This window comes from Pseudomonas sp. GW822-FHT04C11 (assembly GCF_058800905.1).
The window spans coordinates 194,020-209,135 of the sequence record NZ_JBXAMS010000010.1 but is presented as its reverse complement, the minus strand read 5'-3'; the positions used below and the strand labels follow the sequence as shown (position 1 = coordinate 209,135).

The following is a 15,116-nucleotide window of genomic DNA, read 5'->3' as shown; positions in this document are numbered from 1 at the left end:
ATGGGCCGCACGCTGCAGTGAAGGAAGCTTCGCCACGACCGTTTACCCCTGCGTTTACCAATTTCCTACAACTTGGCGTGACGCACACCCCCGCTGCGTGATTTCGCCATCGCCGCCAGGCGCACCGCGACGTTGGCCGCACCATATCCCGCATAACCGTTTTTGCGCTGGATGATTTCGAAGAAGAAGCGCCCTTCAAACGGCTCGGTGTACACATGAAACAGCTCACCGCCCTGAGCGTCGCGGTCATACAGCACGTTGTAATAGGCAAGTTTGCTGAGGAACTCGTCATCGAAATCAAAGCGTGCAGCGAGGTCATCGTAATAATTGAGCGGGATGTCCAGCAGCGGTACGCCGGCCTCTTTGGCGCGACTGACTTCAGCGAACATATCGTCGCAGTCAAAGGCAATGTGATGCACACCGGAGCCACGATAACTGGACAAGGCGTGAGAGATGGCGGTGTTGCGGTTCTCGGAAATGTTCAGCGGCAGACGGATCGAGCTGCATCGGCTACGCAGCGCGCGGCTTTTCACCAGGCCGTAAGGGTCAGGCAACACCACTTCATCGTCAGCTTCGAAATCCAGCAGGCTCTTGTAGAACAGCACCCAACTGTCGAGGCTGTCCGCCGGCAGCGCCATCGCCATGTGGTCGATCCTTTTCAGTCCACCAGCGGTGGCTACCGTCGGATGCAGCCGGAAGTCGGTGCCGTAGACATCGGCGTGTTCATCCACCAGATAAATCAGGCTGCCATCCGGCGCACGGACCGCCGCCAGTTCCAGCTCATTGGGGCCGACCAGCCCACGGTAGGGTTGCCCTTTGTACGCCACCGCCCGGGCCAGCGCACTGGCGCTGTCCTTGACCCGCACTGCGGTCGCGCACAATGACGGCCCGTGCGCTTCGAAAAAGCTGTGGGCAAACGAATAGGGTTCAGAGTTGAGAATCAGATTGATATCGCCCTGGCGCAGCAGCGTGACGTTCTTGGAGCGGTGCTCACCGGCCTTGACGAAACCCAGTCGCTCCAGCCAATGCGAGAGTTTGGCACCAAGGCTTTCGTCCACCGCGAACTCGAGAAACTCGATGCCGTCGTACTCACTGGCAGGCGGCGTGGCAAACAAAATGTCGAGGTTCGGTGTGGGCGTCGCTTGTTGCTGCAAACGCGCTCGGGTCTTCTCTTCCAGATACAGCAAGGAGCGCAGACCATCGGCGGCATTGGCGCGTGGTGGCGCGGCGCGGAATCCGTCGTTGAAAACTTCCAGTGACAGCGGCCCGGTGTAACCACTCTGGATAATCGGCGCGAGAAAACCTGGCAAGTCGAATTCGCCCTGTCCGGGGAAGCAACGAAAATGTCGGCTCCACTCCAGCACGTCCATCGCCAGGATCGGTGCGTCGGCCATTTGCACAAAGAAAATCTTCTCGCCGGGAATATCCGCGATAGCCCGTGGATCACCCTTGAGCGACAAGGTATGAAAACTGTCCAGCAACACGCCCAGATTCGGATGGTCCGCCTGGCGGACGATGTTCCAAACCTGTTGATACGTGTTCACATGCCGGCCCCAGGCCAGCGCTTCATAACCGATCCGCAAGCCACGAGCCCCGGCGCGCTCGGCCAGCAGTCGCAAGTCATCGACCAGAATCTGTTCATCGCCAACGCTGTCGGCCGCGGCGTTGCTGCACACCAGCACTAGGTCGGTGCCCAGTTCCTGCATCAGGTCGAACTTGCGCTCGGCGCGCTCAAGGTTGCGCGGCAAGCGGTCGCGGCGGCAGCCTTCGAAATCACGAAAGGGCTGAAACAGGGTGATGGCGATGCCCAGGTCAGCGCACATCTGTTTGATTTCACGCGGGCTGCCGTCGTAGTACAGCAGGTCGTTCTCGAAAATCTCCACCCCATCGAAACCCGCGGCGGCAATGGCTTCGAGTTTTTCCGGCAGGGTACCGCTCAAGGAAACGGTGGCAATGGAACGCTGCATGTTTCGACTCCCGGTGGGATGGGTTGATCTTGTTAGAGCCGTCGCGCGTTTTTTGGGAGCGCCAGGGCCGGGGGAATTATTGAGCTGACCTGCTCATTGGGCAATTCAAAGTGTACCAACCGGTTAGTTTACTGTGCGATTATCGAACACAATGGCGGTTGGCGAATTGACGATTTTTCGCTCACTGCGCACCATCGGCAGCACATCGAGTCCGGTCATGAACCACCGGTCGAAGTGACCAAAGACCCAGAACACACCATAAAAAATTCAAAAATCGGGTACACGCTCATGCTTGCATTCAACGCCTTGCTCCGTTGCTCTCTCCTTCATTCCCCGTGCCTGGCGCCCAACCGCCAACCGCCTTCGAACCTTTCTGGCGCCTGCGACCGAACCCGGCCCGCATGCTGAACACGCGCTTTGGTTGCCTCAGCCAACACTGAGCCAACACAAACACTCAGCCGATCAATCATTGTTTTCACCCTGCGCATCTGCGCACCCCGACGATTGATCACGCGCCCATGAAGTCCCGACGAGCCTTGCTTGTCAGTCATTGAACGGATGGCACAGATGATTCCTTCTCAGAGCTCTCACACAGAAAGCGCCCGCATGGCCTCAGGCCTGGGTGTCGCGTCCGGCGGCATCGGCGACAAAATCCGTGGCGCCATGGCAGTCGGCAAAACCCGTTGGGGCATGCTGGCGCTGGTGTTTTTCGCCACCACCCTGAACTACATCGACCGCGCCGCACTGGGCGTCATGCAGCCGATCCTGGCCAAGGAAATGAGCTGGACGGCGATGGACTACGCCAACATCAACTTCTGGTTCCAGGTCGGTTACGCCGTCGGCTTCGTGCTGCAAGGCCGACTGATCGACCGGATCGGCGTAAAGCGCGTGTTCTTCTGCGCGGTGCTGCTCTGGAGCCTGGCGACCGGTGCCCATGGCCTGGCGACTTCGGCCCTGGGCTTTATGGTCTGCCGCTTTATTCTCGGGCTGACCGAAGCTGCCAACTACCCGGCCTGCGTGAAGACCACCCGGCTGTGGTTCCCTGCCGGTGAGCGTGCCGTGGCCACTGGCATCTTCAATGCCGGGACCAACGTCGGCGCGATGTTCACGCCGATGCTGCTGCCGCTGATCCTCCACGTCTGGGGCTGGCAAGCCGCGTTCCTGTGCATGTCGGCACTGGGCGGGATCTGGCTGGTGTTCTGGGGCTTGAAGTACTTCAACCCGGAAGATCACCCGTCGGTGAAGCAATCGGAACTGGACTACATCCAGAACGAAGCCGAACCGGAACAGGCACGCGTACCGTTCTCGCGGATCCTGCGGATGCGTGGCACCTGGGCCTTTGCCCTCGCCTACTCGATGACCGCGCCGGTGTTCTGGTTCTACCTGTACTGGCTGCCGCCGTTCCTCAATCAGCAATACAACCTGGGTATCAACGTGACCCAAATGGGTATTCCGCTGATCATCATCTATATGACGGCCGACTTCGGCAGTGTCGGCGGTGGCATTCTGTCCTCGTTCCTGATCGGCCGTGGGGTCAACCCGATCAAGGCCCGGTTGATGTCGATGCTGCTGTTCGCCTGCTGCATCATCGGCGTGATCATGGCCGCCGGCTCCAGCAACCTGTGGGTCGCAGTGTTTGCCATCTCGCTGGCCATCGGCGCGCACCAGGCCTGGACTGCGAACATCTGGAGCCTGGTGATGGACTACACGCCCAAGCACATGATGAGCACGGTGTTCGGTTTCGGCGGCATGTGCGCCGCCATTGGCGGGATGTTCATGACCCAGTTGGTCGGGCACATCCTGACCATCACCAATAACAACTACACCGTGCTGTTCACCATGATTCCGGCGATGTACTTCATTGCGCTGATCTGGCTGTACTTCATGGCACCGCGCAAGATTCCGAACCTCGAAGACTGACGCTTCCTCTTTCGCAGGCCTGGTTTCAGGCCTGCGTTTTTTTTGTTCGCACGGCTGCCGATTTCGTCCCTCTTTTTTCCGTCCACGGAGCTCATACCATGTCTCTGGGTAACCTGAGCATCGCCAAACGTGCACTGATCAGCTTCGGCCTAATCGCCCTGCTGGTGTTGTTGCAAGGACTGTTTGCCCTCAAGCAGGTGGCCGAAGTACGCGCCACCGGCCAGCACACCGAAAACGTCTCCCTGCCCAGCACACGCTACCTGGGGGAAATCCGCGACTACATTCTGAGCATTCGCGTGCTCAGCCTGCGCATGGCGCTCAACCGCGAGCCCAAAGTACTCGATGCCACTATCGCCCGCCTGCATCAGGTGGAAGGCTGGCTTGAGCAAACGCTGACCAGGTTTGCGCCCCTGGTCGACGACTACAACCGCGTGCAATACGAAACCTTTGTCAGCACTGTAAAGAGCTACCGACAGGCGCTGGATCAATACGAAGAATTGTCCCGGCAAAACCGCAGCGAGGACATGAGCGCGCTGCTCAACGGAAAAATCCAGGATTACTCGACCCAGACCGGCGATCAATTCACCGAGCTGATGAACCTCACCGCCAGCGAAGTCAGTCAATCGGCCAGCCATGCCGACGGGCTTTACGCCCAGGTAAAAATGACCGTGATCGGCGCACTGATCGCTGTTGCCCTGCTGACCTCATGCCTGGCCTGGCTGCTGATCCGCAGCATCGTCATGCCCATCCGCCAGGCTGTGCGTGTGGCCGAGCAGGTCGCTGACGGTGACCTGAGTGCACCGATCCAGAGCCAGGGGCCCGATGAAACCGCCCGTTTGCTCAGGGCTCTGGCCAGCATGCAAAACAGCCTGCGCGACACCCTGCAGTTGATCAGCGATACGTCGAACCAACTGAACGGTGCGGCGCAGCAGATGAGCCAGAACACCGGGCTGGACTCCAATCGCTTGCAACAGCAGCACAACGAAATCGAGCAGGCCGCCACGGCGGTCAATGAAATGACCGTCGCCGTCGAAGAAGTGGCACGCAACGCGGTCTCGACCTCAGACACCACGCGCCAGTCGACGATAGAGGCCACTCAGGGTCAGGCGCGAGTGATCGAGACGCTCGATTCGATCCAGGCCATGAGTGCCGAAGTCGGCACCGCGCTGCAACAGGTTCAGACCCTGGCCGAACAATCCCGGGAAATCGGCAAAGTACTGGATGTCATCCGCGCCATTGCCGAACAGACCAACCTGCTGGCCCTCAACGCCGCCATCGAAGCCGCAAGAGCCGGGGAAGCCGGGCGCGGTTTTGCCGTGGTTGCCGATGAAGTGCGAGCCCTGGCCCATCGCACCCAGCAGTCGACCCGGGAAATCGAGCAGATGATCGCCCGGGTTCAGGGCGACACCGACAGTGTGGTGCTGTCGATGCACGGCAACAGCCAGCGCGTGGCCCAGACCTTGTCGATCGCCGAACAGGCCGGCGTGGCCCTGACGCAAATCACCTGCGCCATGGAGCAGATCCACGAGCGCAACCTGGTGATCGCCAGCGCCTCGGAAGAACAGGCACAAGTGGCCCGGGAGGTCGATCGCAACCTGCTGAACATCCGCGACCTGTCGCTGGCAAGCGCCGATGCGTCGACCCAGACCAGCGCCACCAGTCGGGAGTTGTCGCAACTGGCGGCCGGTTTGCAGAACCTGGTCGTGCGTTTCAGGTTTTGAGCGCAATCAGCTTCTGCGCTGTTGCCACGCCGCCGCCAGACCGCTGAGGCAAATGATCGCGATGCCAATGACCGTGGTCAGGCTTGGCGTGTGGGAAAACAGCAACCAGCCGAGCAGTCCGGCAAACACGATCTGACAGTAACCAAAGGGTGCCAGCAGTGCTGGTGCGGCATGCCGGAATGCCTGAGTCAGCAACAGATGCGCGGTCATCCCGCAGCTACCCAGCGCCAGCATCAACAGGCCATGAGTCAAACTCGGCACTTGCCAGAACATCGGCACCAGCGCGCTCATGACCAGGGTGTTGCACAAACCGGCAAAGAAGTTACTGGTGGTCGGGCTGTCGACCTCGCTGAGTTTGCGCGTCAGCAGTTGGTAGAAGCAGAAAAACAACGCCGAGCAGAACGGCAGCAACACCGCCGGAGTGAACAAATCACCGCCCGGATGGACGATGATCAACACGCCGATAAACCCGCAAATCACCGCCAGCCATTGCCCGCGCGTCACCCGCTCACCGAGCAATGGCACCGACAACGCGGTCACCAACACCGGCGCGAGAAAGTTGACCGCAGTGGCTTCCGCCAAAGGAATGAACAACAAGCCCGTAGTGAACAACAGGCTGGTCCCGAGCAAGCACAGTGCCCGCAGCAATTGCAGCAACGGGCGCTTGGTGCGCAGGACACGCAAGCCCGATTGCGGCAGAAAAATCCCGGCCATCAGCAACGTGTGAACCAGATACCGCGCCCACACCACCATGATCACCGGATAGAAACCCGACAGGTATTTGGACAAAGCGTCGTGAGTGGAAAACAGGAAGGTCGCGACAATGATCAGCAGGATGCCTTTGAAGGGTTGATTGATACCGGAAAGCGGAGTGCTCGATACAGTCATGGGAAATCCCGAAAGTTGAAGGACCTGAAAAGCATCGCGGGCAAGCCTTGCTCCTACAGGTCAGCGAAAACCTGAAAAGCAAGGCTTGCCCGCGAAGGTGCGCAGCACCGGTCAAACAAACGCCAACAACGCACGCGTCTTGTCCAACGCCATCTGCGCCCGCTGCAAGGCACTCACGCCCTGCCGTTGTAACTGCACGGCCGGCACCTCCAGGCTCAATGGCAGATTAACCGGCAAACACCTCAATAACCCAAGCAGGTCGCAATCCCCTTCGCCAGGGAAACGCCGCTCGTTGCGTGCCTGACGCAAAATCTCCTGCATGTCTGCAGGCCTGGGTCCTGCCACATCGCACAGCTGTGCATAACGCAGGCGTGACGGCGCGACCCTGGCCAGATCTTCCAGACGTGAAGCCGAGCGATCGAAATGGAATGCATCCACCAGCACGCCACCGTATTGGTGATCAGCGTTTTCAACAATACGCACGGCCTGCTCAAGGTTGCGCGCATCGGTCCAGGGCATGAACTCCAGATGAGTGTGCAAACCGTAACCCGCCGCCAGATCGCAGAGTTCGGCAAAATTCTCGGTGAGCCGCCGCTCGTCAGGATCATTACCGGCTACCAGTAATTCACTGGCACCGAGCTCTGCGCCGGCCGCCAGGATCGCCTCGAAATCCGCCACCCGGGTTTCGGCTTTCAGTCGCAGAATTTCGATATCCAGCACTTGAATGCCAGTGTCACGCAGCCGCGCCCGCGTCTGTTGCCACAACTGTGCATCGGCCATCAGCGGGAAATGATGCTCCTCGGGGGTAGCCGGGACCAGTCGCAGCCCGACATGGCTATACCCGGCACGCGCCGCCACCTCGACCATCTCCGGCGGCGACAATTCAAGAACGGTCAGGCTGGCCAGGGAGAAAATACGCTCGCTCATGTTCATTCCTCGATCCGTGCCGGAACACCGGCGCGACCGCTGGCAGCGGCCTCGCGTATGGCTTCGATCAGCGCCAGCGTTCGGGCCGCGTCAGCGACGCTCACCAGCGGCTTCGCCTCACCTCGGGCCACCTTCACGAAATGCTGCAATTGCAGGCGCAGTGCTTCATCCGCGTTGAAACATTCTTGAACGGCCTGCAAGGGTTGATGCCAACCGGCGTCCGCGTCTAAGTAATGCCAGCGCTTGAGTTGCGGAATACTCAGTGCGCCAGCGGTCCCGGCCAGCAGGTAGCACGGTTGGTCGAACTGGCGTGGGTAAACCGGGTTTTCTCCCGAGTCCAGTTCCCAGCTCCAGGGCGCCGCCACCGCGTCGGAGCCGGTCAGACTGCCCAGCGCACCGTTGTCGAATTGCAGCAGTACCGCCGCGCAATCTTCATTGGCAAACCTGCGCACCGCATTGCTGGTGATGGCCTGTACCTGATGCACTTCTCCGCACAAGTGGCGTAGCAGATCGAGGTCGTGAATCAGGTTGGTCAGCAACATTCCGGCACCGGCCTCGCGGCGCCAGGGAATCTCGAAATAGCTGTCGGGTTTGCGCACCTGCCAGAGCGCGGTGACCATCGTCAGTTGCCCCAGTGCCCCGCTGCGCACCAGCTCATGGGCGCGGGCGATCAGCGGATTATGCCGACGATGATGACCGACCAGAACCGGCACGCCAGTGGCTGTCGACGCGGCCACCAGTTCGCGCACTTCATCCAGGTGGACGCCCACCGGTTTCTCCAGCAACACCGGCACGCCAGTGGCCAGGCAATCGAGCGCCGTGCTCACGTGCAGGTTGTTCGGGTTGGCAACGATAACCGCGTCAGGCTTGAGCTGCTCCAGCAGTGCCCGGTGATCGGTGAAATACGGCACGCCCCACTCGGCCGCGATCCCGGCGGCTTGCGGACCAGGATCGGCCACTGCGCACAAGGTCGCCTCATTCAGGGTCTTGAGATGCTGGTAATGCTGCTGGCCCATATTGCCGGCGCCAATCAGCGCAATGCGAAGTGGCGAACTCACAGTGCAATCCTCTTGTGATTATTGTCAGGACATCGAATTCCAATAATCTAGAACTCAATTCCAATTTATCACACAAGGAAACGCCAATAGTGTTCGAACAGCGCACAGCTTCTGTAGGAGCAGCCGGGCGGCGTTCCGTTTGCTCGCGATAAACGATGACGCGGTCTTCCTGAAACACCGCAGTGTCTGCATCGCGAGCAAGCTTTGCTCCTACAGGGGGGATATGGGGATATGGGGATATGGCGATCAGTTGAACAGCTCCGAGGCCTGACTCGCCGCCGACAGCTCCTGAGCAAATTGCAGCAACAACGGCGCCAGTTCATGCAGTCGTGACTCGGGCAACCGCGCACTCGGCCCGGCGACACTGAGCACGCCTACCACCCGCCCATCCACCGGATGGCGCACCACTGCGGCGATTGCCGAGGTGCCGACCGCCGAGCTCTCCTGAACCCACGCATAGCCATGTTCGCGGGCCAGGCGCAGGCGCTCGAGCAGTTCGATGTTGGAGCGCGGTGCATTCGGTCCCAACTCCAGCGGCCTATCCGCCGCTTGCCGTTCCACCAGTGACAAAGCCTCGGCATCACTGAGGCTGGCCAGCCACGCGTGCCCTGACGCGGTGTAGAACAACGGTGCATCGCGGCCCATGTCCGGGTCATAGCGCAAACCGGAACGCGCGCCCTGAGACTTGGCGATCCAGGTCTGACGCTCGCCCTCGATCACGCCCAATCGCACCAGCTCGCCGGTTTCCTGAGCCAACCGATCAAGCACCGGCTGGACGATATCCGCACCGCTGCTCGACAAGTAACGAAAACCCATGGCAACCAGTTTGGTCGACAGGTGATAACGCAAGTTGTCCGGATTCTGCCGCACGTAACCCAGGCGGATCAGCTCGGCGAGCAAGCGGTGCGTCGCACTTTTCGGGATCTCCAGTTGCTCGGCCAGCACCTGCATCGGCAAGCCTCGCGGATCACTGGTAAGACTTTCCAGAACACTGAAGACACGTTCGATTTGACTGCCGGCCATGGTGCGATTCCAGACTAAATTTTGCCGATTCTAGAAGACAACCGGGTGAATGTGAAATGTGGAACTGCAGTGTCCGATAACCGCCCGAAAATAGCGCTTTGCGCCGGGACGACCTTGTCGTTTCCAAACCGGCTCCGTATATTTTTTGGAATTAAATTCCAAAATAACAAGATCGTCGGAGTCAGCCAGCATGCCTGCCAAATCCACTTTTCCCCCTGCAGTCGACTGCGATGTGCTGATTGTCGGCTCCGGTGCGGCGGGTTTGTCCGCCGCCGTCACCGCGGCCTGGCACGGGCTCAAGGTGATCGTCGTGGAAAAAGATCCGGTGTTCGGCGGCGCCACGGCCTGGTCCGGTGGCTGGGCGTGGGTGCCGTGCAATCCACTGGCCCGCCGCGCCGGCATCATTGAAGACGTCGACCTGCCGCGCACCTACCTCAAACACGAACTCGGCGAACGCTACGAACCGGCGCTGATCGAGGCTTTCCTCGAAGCCGGCCCGCGCATGGTCGCGTTCTTTGAGGAGCACACCTCGCTGCAATTTGCCGACGGCAACGGCATCGCCGATATTCACGGCGACACACCGGGCGCCGGAACCGGCGGACGCTCGGTGATCGCCGCGCCTTACGACGCACGCAAGGTCGGCAGGTTGCTCAAGCGGCTGCGAACAACGATGCGTGAAACCTCGTTCATGGGCATGCCGATCATGGCCGGCGCCGACCTGTCGGCGTTCCTCAATCTGACCCGCTCTTGGTCCGCGTTCTGGCACGCGACCCGGCGTTTCAGCCGACACCTGCTCGACCTCGCGCTACACGGTCGCGCGATGCAACTGGTGAATGGCGTGGCGCTGGTGGCGCGTTTGGCAAAATCGGCTGAAGACCTCGGCGTTCTGCTCTGGGAGTCAGCGCCTGTAACCGGGCTGCTGCGTGACGGCAACCGGGTCAATGGCGCGGTTATCCACAGCGCCAACGGCGTTATCCAGATCCGCGCACGGCAAGCCGTGGTGCTGGCGGCCGGTGGTTTTCCCAACGACATCGAACGGCGCAAGACCCTGTTCCCACGCACGCCCACTGGCGTTGAGCATCTGGCGCTGCCGCCGCTCGGTGCCTCGGGCGACGGCCTGCGGCTGGGCGAAAGCGTCGGCGGCCAGATAAAGACCGACCTCGAATCACCGGTGGCCTGGGCACCGGTTTCTCAGGTGCCCTACAAGGACGGCAGCGTCGGTCACTTCCCGCACATCATCGAGCGTGGCAAACCGGGAATCATCGGCGTGCTGCGCAACGGCCAGCGCTTCGTCAACGAAGCCAACGGTTACTACGATTACGTCACGGCAATGGTCGCCGCCGCCCCGGCCGATGAAGAAGTCGCCTCCTGGCTGATTTGCAGCCATCACTTTCAACGTCGTTACGGCCTGGGAATTTCCCGCCCCTTCCCGTTACCCGTCACACCGTTCATTCGCAGCGGCTACTTGAAAACCGGCAACACTATTGAAGAACTGGCTGTGGCCTGTGGCATCGACCCCAGCGCGCTGGAAACCACCGTGGCGCACTACAACCAGCATGCGCGAAAAGGTGAAGACCCGCAGTTTGGTCGTGGCTCCACACCTTACAACCGCAAGCAAGGCGATCCACTCCAGCAACCCAACCCCTGCGTCGCGCCGATCGACAAAGGTCCGTTCTACGCCGTCAAGGTCCAGCCAGGCTGCTTTGGCACATTCGCCGGGCTGAAGGTCAATCAACACGCGCAAGTACTCGACGGCGATGGGCAAGCCATCCACGGGCTCTACGCCGCGGGCACCGATATGGCCAGCATCATGGGCGGCTACTACCCCGCCGGCGGGATCAATCTTGGTCCGGCCTTGACCTTCGGCTACATCGCCGCGCGACATATCGCTGGCGTAACCGCGTACGAACGGGAGAGCACGTTGCCGCGCTCAACGACTACCGGCGAGGGAACCAAACAGCCCGCGTGATGCCTGAGACGTTCGCCGAAGCTGGTCTGCCGCCAGCGTTTTTGCAGGTGAATGCCATACTGCCTTTTATTCGGCATAGTCTGACCATCAACCTGGCGCCCATCCCAGCCACCAGCAACACTCATCACCACGCGTAAACAGAGGATTCCCACATGCTATGGAAAAAAGGCCGCCGCAGTGACAACGTGGTCGATGCACGCGGTGAGGATGCTGGCGGTGCTGGTGACGGCGGCGGGATGCGCTTTGGCGGTGGCAAGGGACTGAGCCTGACGGCCATCGTGCTGATCGTCGGCATCGGCTGGATCACGGGCCAGGACCCGATGCAGATTCTCGGGCAGTTGGCCGGACAGATGAACCAACAGTCAGCCCCGGCTACCACGCAAACCGTGCAAACCCGCAAGGCGCCGCCAGCCAATGATCAACAGGCCGAGTTTGTCGCGCGGATCCTCGGCGACACCGAAGACACCTGGGGCCAGATTTTCCAGCAAGCCGGTCGCCAATACACGGCGCCGAAGCTGCTGCTGTTCAGTGGCCGAGTGAATTCCGGCTGCGGTGGCGCCTCCTCGGCGACCGGTCCGTTCTACTGCCCGGCAGATCAACGGGTGTATCTGGACATGAGTTTCTTCAAGGAAATGTCTCAACGCTTCGGTGCCGCTGGCGATTTCGCCCAGGCTTACGTGATTGCTCACGAAGTCGGCCATCACGTGCAAACCTTGCTCGGTGTATCCGCCAAGATCCAGGCCGCACGTCAAAAAGGTCTGCGCATGGAAGGTGACGGCGGTCTGCTGGTGCGTCAGGAATTGCAAGCCGATTGCCTAGCGGGTGTCTGGGCCAACAACGCGCAAAAACGCCTGAACTGGCTGGAGCCGGGTGACGTCGAAGAAGCCCTGAACGCCGCCAATGCCATCGGCGACGACCGTTTGCAGCAACAGGGTCAGGGCCGCGTGGTCCCGGACTCCTTCACCCACGGTACCTCGGCGCAACGGGTTCGCTGGTTCAAGACCGGCTTCGCCCAGGGCCAGGTCAGTCAATGCGACACCTTCTCGACGAAGAGCCTCTAAATGCGCACGCGCTGGCTGCTGGTATTCGCTCTGTTATTCGGCAGCGCCAACCTGTTGGCTAGCGAGCATGCGGTCAAGCTCATCAGCCCTGGTCGGCTGAACATGGGCGACTCCGAACTGGCGGTTGGCATAAGCCAGTCGTCACCGCAAATCCAGCGTGTACTGATCGTGATTCACGGGCGCTTGCGCAATGCCGAAACCTACCGCCAGAGCGCGGAAAGAGCCGCCGAGCAGGCCGGACAAAGCGCAACCACCCTGGTGATAGCGCCGCAATTTCTTAATGAAAGCGACATCGCACGCCATCAACTGCCCGACAGTCTGCTGCATTGGCGCGGTGATGACTGGATGGCCGGCGAGCCGTCCATCGGAGCGAATCCGCTGAGTTCTTATGCGGTGCTCGACAAGATTCTGCAACGCCTGAGCGATCGCCAGCAGTTTCCAACCCTGAAAGAAGTCGTCATCGCCGGCCATTCCGGTGGCGCACAAGTGGTGCAACGTTATGCACTGCTCGGCCACGATCAGCCGGCACTGCAAGCGGCGGGCGTCAGCGTGCGCTACGTGATCGCCAACCCGTCTTCGTATGCGTATTTCGATGAGCAGCGGCCGGTGCCGTTCAATGCCGCGCGTTGCCCCGGTTTCAACGACTGGAAGTACGGGCTGCTGAAACTGCCGGACTACGCCAACGGGCAAACGCCGCAGCAACTGGAGCAAGGCTACGTCCAGCGCAACATCACCTATTTGCTCGGTCAGCGAGACACCAACCCGCATCATCCGGCACTCGACAGAAGCTGCGCTGCCGAGACGCAGGGCGCGTCTCGGCTGGTTCGTGGACATCGCTACTTTGACTACCTGCAGCAGCGCCATCCCGAAGGGTTGAATCAGCATCTGATCGAAGTGCCCGGCGTCGGGCATAACGGGGACAAGATGTTCACTTCGCCCGAGGGGCAGAAGGCCTTGTTTCAGTAGCGCCGAACAACTGTGGCAAGGGAGCTTGCTCCCGCGGGTCGGTCTGCGCTCGGGCAAAGCGACCCCGAAACTGGTCGCCGCGGATTATCAGGTACAACCCATTCGCCGGTTTACGACGGGAGCAAGCTCCCTCGCCACAACGGCACTCTCAAACCGACAACATCTGCCGCAACGCCACACAATCCTGCGCATGCCAGTCGGCCAATTCCGGCCATGGATTCTCCGGCATATTCACCAGCACCGTCCGTGCCCCCGCCGCGCGCCCGCAATCCAGGTCGAAGCGATAATCGCCGACCATCACCAGCTCGCTCGGCGCTACGTCCCAGGCTTTGGCCAATTTCAGCAGGCCACCCGGATGCGGTTTGGGCGGTGCTTCATCACGACCCAATACATCCTCCACCGCAAAGCAGTCAGCCAGGCCAATCGCCTCAAGCGTGACATGGGCCAGCTCGCGCGCATTGCGGGTGAGAATGCCGAGTCGATAGCCGCGCCCCGCCAGTTCACGCACCAGTTCCACCGCACCGGGAGCCGGTTTGGAGCCCAGGGCCAGGTCGCGTTCATGTTCCAGCAACCAGGCGTGTTTCGCTGCGGCTTCATCGGCCGGCAGCGCCGCAAGATGGGTGAGGATGTCGTGTTCAGCGGGAATCGCCAGCGCCTGGCGAATCGCCACGAAATCGTGCACGGCCACAGTCAGCGTGCCGTCCATGTCGAACACCCAATGCCGCACCTCGGAGAGACTCATGCCCAATCCTTGCGATGACGAATCAGCCCTTCCTGTGTCACCGACGCCACCAGCTTGCCGGCGCGGTTGAACACACTGCCGCGTGAGAAGCCGCGAGAATTGCCGGCCCAAGGGCTGTCCATGGCGTACAGCAACCAGTCATCGGCGCGCAGGTCGGCGTGGAACCACAAGGCGTGATCGAGACTGGCGACTTGCATGTCTTTCTGCCAGACCGACTTGCCGTGCGGCAACATCGAGGTGGTCAGCAAACCGAAATCGGAGGCATAGGCCAACAGGTATTTATGCAGCGCCGGTGAGTCGGCCAACGCACCGTCGGCGCGAAACCAGACGTACTTGATCGGGTCGGCCGGTTGCGGGTTGTACGGGTCTTTCTCCGTGACCGGTCGGACTTCGATCGGCTTGGGGCACAGCAGCTTTTCGCGCATGTGCTCGGGAATCAAATGCGCGCGTTGCTGAGTGATTTCCAGCTCCGACGGCAGGTTTTCCGGGCCGACCACTTGCGGCATCGCGGTCTGGTGTTCGAAGCCTTCTTCGTCGTACTGGAACGATGCGCTGCAGGTGAAGATCGGGTTGCCCTTCTGGATCGCCGTCACGCGGCGAGTGCTGAAGCTGCCGCCATCGCGCACCCGATCCACCTGATAGACAACCGGCATCCCCGCATCGCCCGGACGCAGGAAATAACCGTGCATCGAATGCACATGGCGCGCGTCTTCGACCGTCTGGCTGGCCGCGGAAAGGGACTGGCCCAATACCTGTCCGCCGAACAGCTGACGAAAACCCAGGTCCTGGCTGCGACCGCGAAACAGGTTTTCTTCGATCGGTTCCAGGGTCAGCAAGTCGACCAGATCATCCAACACATGGCTCATTCAGACTC

The 15,116-nt window shown here is 60.8% G+C and carries 12 protein-coding genes; 5 read left to right on the top strand and 7 right to left on the bottom strand.

Going from position 1 to position 15,116, the window contains the following annotated elements; translation table 11 throughout:
• Positions 1-65 precede the first annotated feature (65 nt).
• The gene (gene quiC, locus AC1RJ3_RS18335; protein ID WP_493079719.1) at positions 66-1,967 is read right to left on the bottom strand and encodes a 3-dehydroshikimate dehydratase QuiC; all 1,902 of its coding nucleotides are present in this window, start codon (positions 1,965-1,967) and stop codon (positions 66-68) included.
• Between the two features lie 606 nt (positions 1,968-2,573).
• Here quiC and AC1RJ3_RS18330 point away from each other — a divergent pair.
• Positions 2,574-3,887: an MFS transporter gene (locus AC1RJ3_RS18330; RefSeq protein ID WP_347928087.1), complete on the top strand. Its 1,314-nt coding sequence runs from the start codon at positions 2,574-2,576 to the stop codon at positions 3,885-3,887.
• A gap of 98 nt (positions 3,888-3,985) precedes the next feature.
• Positions 3,986-5,608: a methyl-accepting chemotaxis protein gene (locus AC1RJ3_RS18325; protein WP_103317450.1), complete on the top strand. Its 1,623-nt coding sequence runs from the start codon at positions 3,986-3,988 to the stop codon at positions 5,606-5,608.
• Between the two features lie 6 nt (positions 5,609-5,614).
• Here AC1RJ3_RS18325 and AC1RJ3_RS18320 read toward each other — a convergent pair whose 3' ends face one another.
• The 4 genes from AC1RJ3_RS18320 to AC1RJ3_RS18305 form a co-directional block, all read right to left on the bottom strand.
• Positions 5,615-6,496, bottom strand: a complete 882-nt coding sequence (locus tag AC1RJ3_RS18320; RefSeq protein ID WP_493079716.1) for a DMT family transporter — start codon at positions 6,494-6,496, stop codon at positions 5,615-5,617.
• 111 nt (positions 6,497-6,607) lie between these two features.
• Complete coding sequence (locus AC1RJ3_RS18315; RefSeq protein ID WP_493079714.1) at positions 6,608-7,423, bottom strand: sugar phosphate isomerase/epimerase family protein; 816 nt, start codon at positions 7,421-7,423, stop codon at positions 6,608-6,610.
• Positions 7,424-7,425: 2 nt separating this feature from the next.
• Positions 7,426-8,481 (bottom strand): Gfo/Idh/MocA family protein, encoded by a 1,056-nt coding sequence (locus AC1RJ3_RS18310; protein ID WP_493079712.1) that lies wholly within the window; start codon positions 8,479-8,481, stop codon positions 7,426-7,428.
• A 246-nt stretch (positions 8,482-8,727) separates the two neighbouring features.
• On the bottom strand, positions 8,728-9,504 hold the full coding sequence (locus AC1RJ3_RS18305; RefSeq protein WP_103317459.1) for an IclR family transcriptional regulator: 777 nt from the start codon (positions 9,502-9,504) through the stop codon (positions 8,728-8,730).
• Between the two features lie 190 nt (positions 9,505-9,694).
• Between AC1RJ3_RS18305 and AC1RJ3_RS18300 the strand changes: the two genes are divergently transcribed.
• The 3 genes from AC1RJ3_RS18300 to AC1RJ3_RS18290 all read left to right on the top strand — a co-directional run bounded on the left by AC1RJ3_RS18300 (position 9,695) and on the right by AC1RJ3_RS18290 (position 13,500).
• A complete protein-coding gene (locus tag AC1RJ3_RS18300) occupies positions 9,695-11,473 on the top strand; it encodes an FAD-dependent oxidoreductase (protein WP_493079710.1) in 1,779 nt (592 codons plus the stop codon).
• 152 nt (positions 11,474-11,625) lie between these two features.
• Positions 11,626-12,534: a KPN_02809 family neutral zinc metallopeptidase gene (gene ypfJ / locus AC1RJ3_RS18295; protein ID WP_054594170.1), complete on the top strand. Its 909-nt coding sequence runs from the start codon at positions 11,626-11,628 to the stop codon at positions 12,532-12,534.
• Positions 12,535-13,500, top strand: coding sequence for a hypothetical protein (locus AC1RJ3_RS18290; RefSeq protein WP_054594171.1), 966 nt, complete (start codon positions 12,535-12,537; stop codon positions 13,498-13,500).
• A gap of 148 nt (positions 13,501-13,648) precedes the next feature.
• Here the strand turns inward: AC1RJ3_RS18290 and AC1RJ3_RS18285 are convergent, their stop codons facing one another.
• Entirely contained in the window at positions 13,649-14,242 is a 594-nt protein-coding gene (locus tag AC1RJ3_RS18285; protein WP_493079707.1) for an HAD family hydrolase, read from the bottom strand.
• The gene (tesB, locus tag AC1RJ3_RS18280) at positions 14,239-15,108 is read right to left on the bottom strand and encodes an acyl-CoA thioesterase II (RefSeq protein ID WP_054594173.1); all 870 of its coding nucleotides are present in this window, start codon (positions 15,106-15,108) and stop codon (positions 14,239-14,241) included. Before tesB ends, AC1RJ3_RS18285 begins: the two co-directional genes overlap by 4 nt.
• Positions 15,109-15,116 lie beyond the last annotated feature (8 nt).

What these genes read in the sequence shown, in the direction of transcription:
- quiC (WP_493079719.1), bottom strand. Translation starts at nt 1,967, where the DNA reads ATGCAGCGTTCCATTGCCACCGTTTCCTTGAGCGGTACCCTGCCGGAA.
- AC1RJ3_RS18330 (WP_347928087.1), top strand. Translation starts at nt 2,574, where the DNA reads ATGGCCTCAGGCCTGGGTGTCGCGTCCGGCGGCATCGGCGACAAAATC.
- AC1RJ3_RS18325 (WP_103317450.1), top strand. Translation starts at nt 3,986, where the DNA reads ATGTCTCTGGGTAACCTGAGCATCGCCAAACGTGCACTGATCAGCTTC.
- AC1RJ3_RS18320 (WP_493079716.1), bottom strand. Translation starts at nt 6,496, where the DNA reads ATGACTGTATCGAGCACTCCGCTTTCCGGTATCAATCAACCCTTCAAA.
- AC1RJ3_RS18315 (WP_493079714.1), bottom strand. Translation starts at nt 7,423, where the DNA reads ATGAGCGAGCGTATTTTCTCCCTGGCCAGCCTGACCGTTCTTGAATTG.
- AC1RJ3_RS18305 (WP_103317459.1), bottom strand. Translation starts at nt 9,504, where the DNA reads ATGGCCGGCAGTCAAATCGAACGTGTCTTCAGTGTTCTGGAAAGTCTT.
- AC1RJ3_RS18300 (WP_493079710.1), top strand. Translation starts at nt 9,695, where the DNA reads ATGCCTGCCAAATCCACTTTTCCCCCTGCAGTCGACTGCGATGTGCTG.
- ypfJ (WP_054594170.1), top strand. Translation starts at nt 11,626, where the DNA reads ATGCTATGGAAAAAAGGCCGCCGCAGTGACAACGTGGTCGATGCACGC.
- AC1RJ3_RS18290 (WP_054594171.1), top strand. Translation starts at nt 12,535, where the DNA reads ATGCGCACGCGCTGGCTGCTGGTATTCGCTCTGTTATTCGGCAGCGCC.
- AC1RJ3_RS18285 (WP_493079707.1), bottom strand. Translation starts at nt 14,242, where the DNA reads ATGAGTCTCTCCGAGGTGCGGCATTGGGTGTTCGACATGGACGGCACG.
- tesB (WP_054594173.1), bottom strand. Translation starts at nt 15,108, where the DNA reads ATGAGCCATGTGTTGGATGATCTGGTCGACTTGCTGACCCTGGAACCG.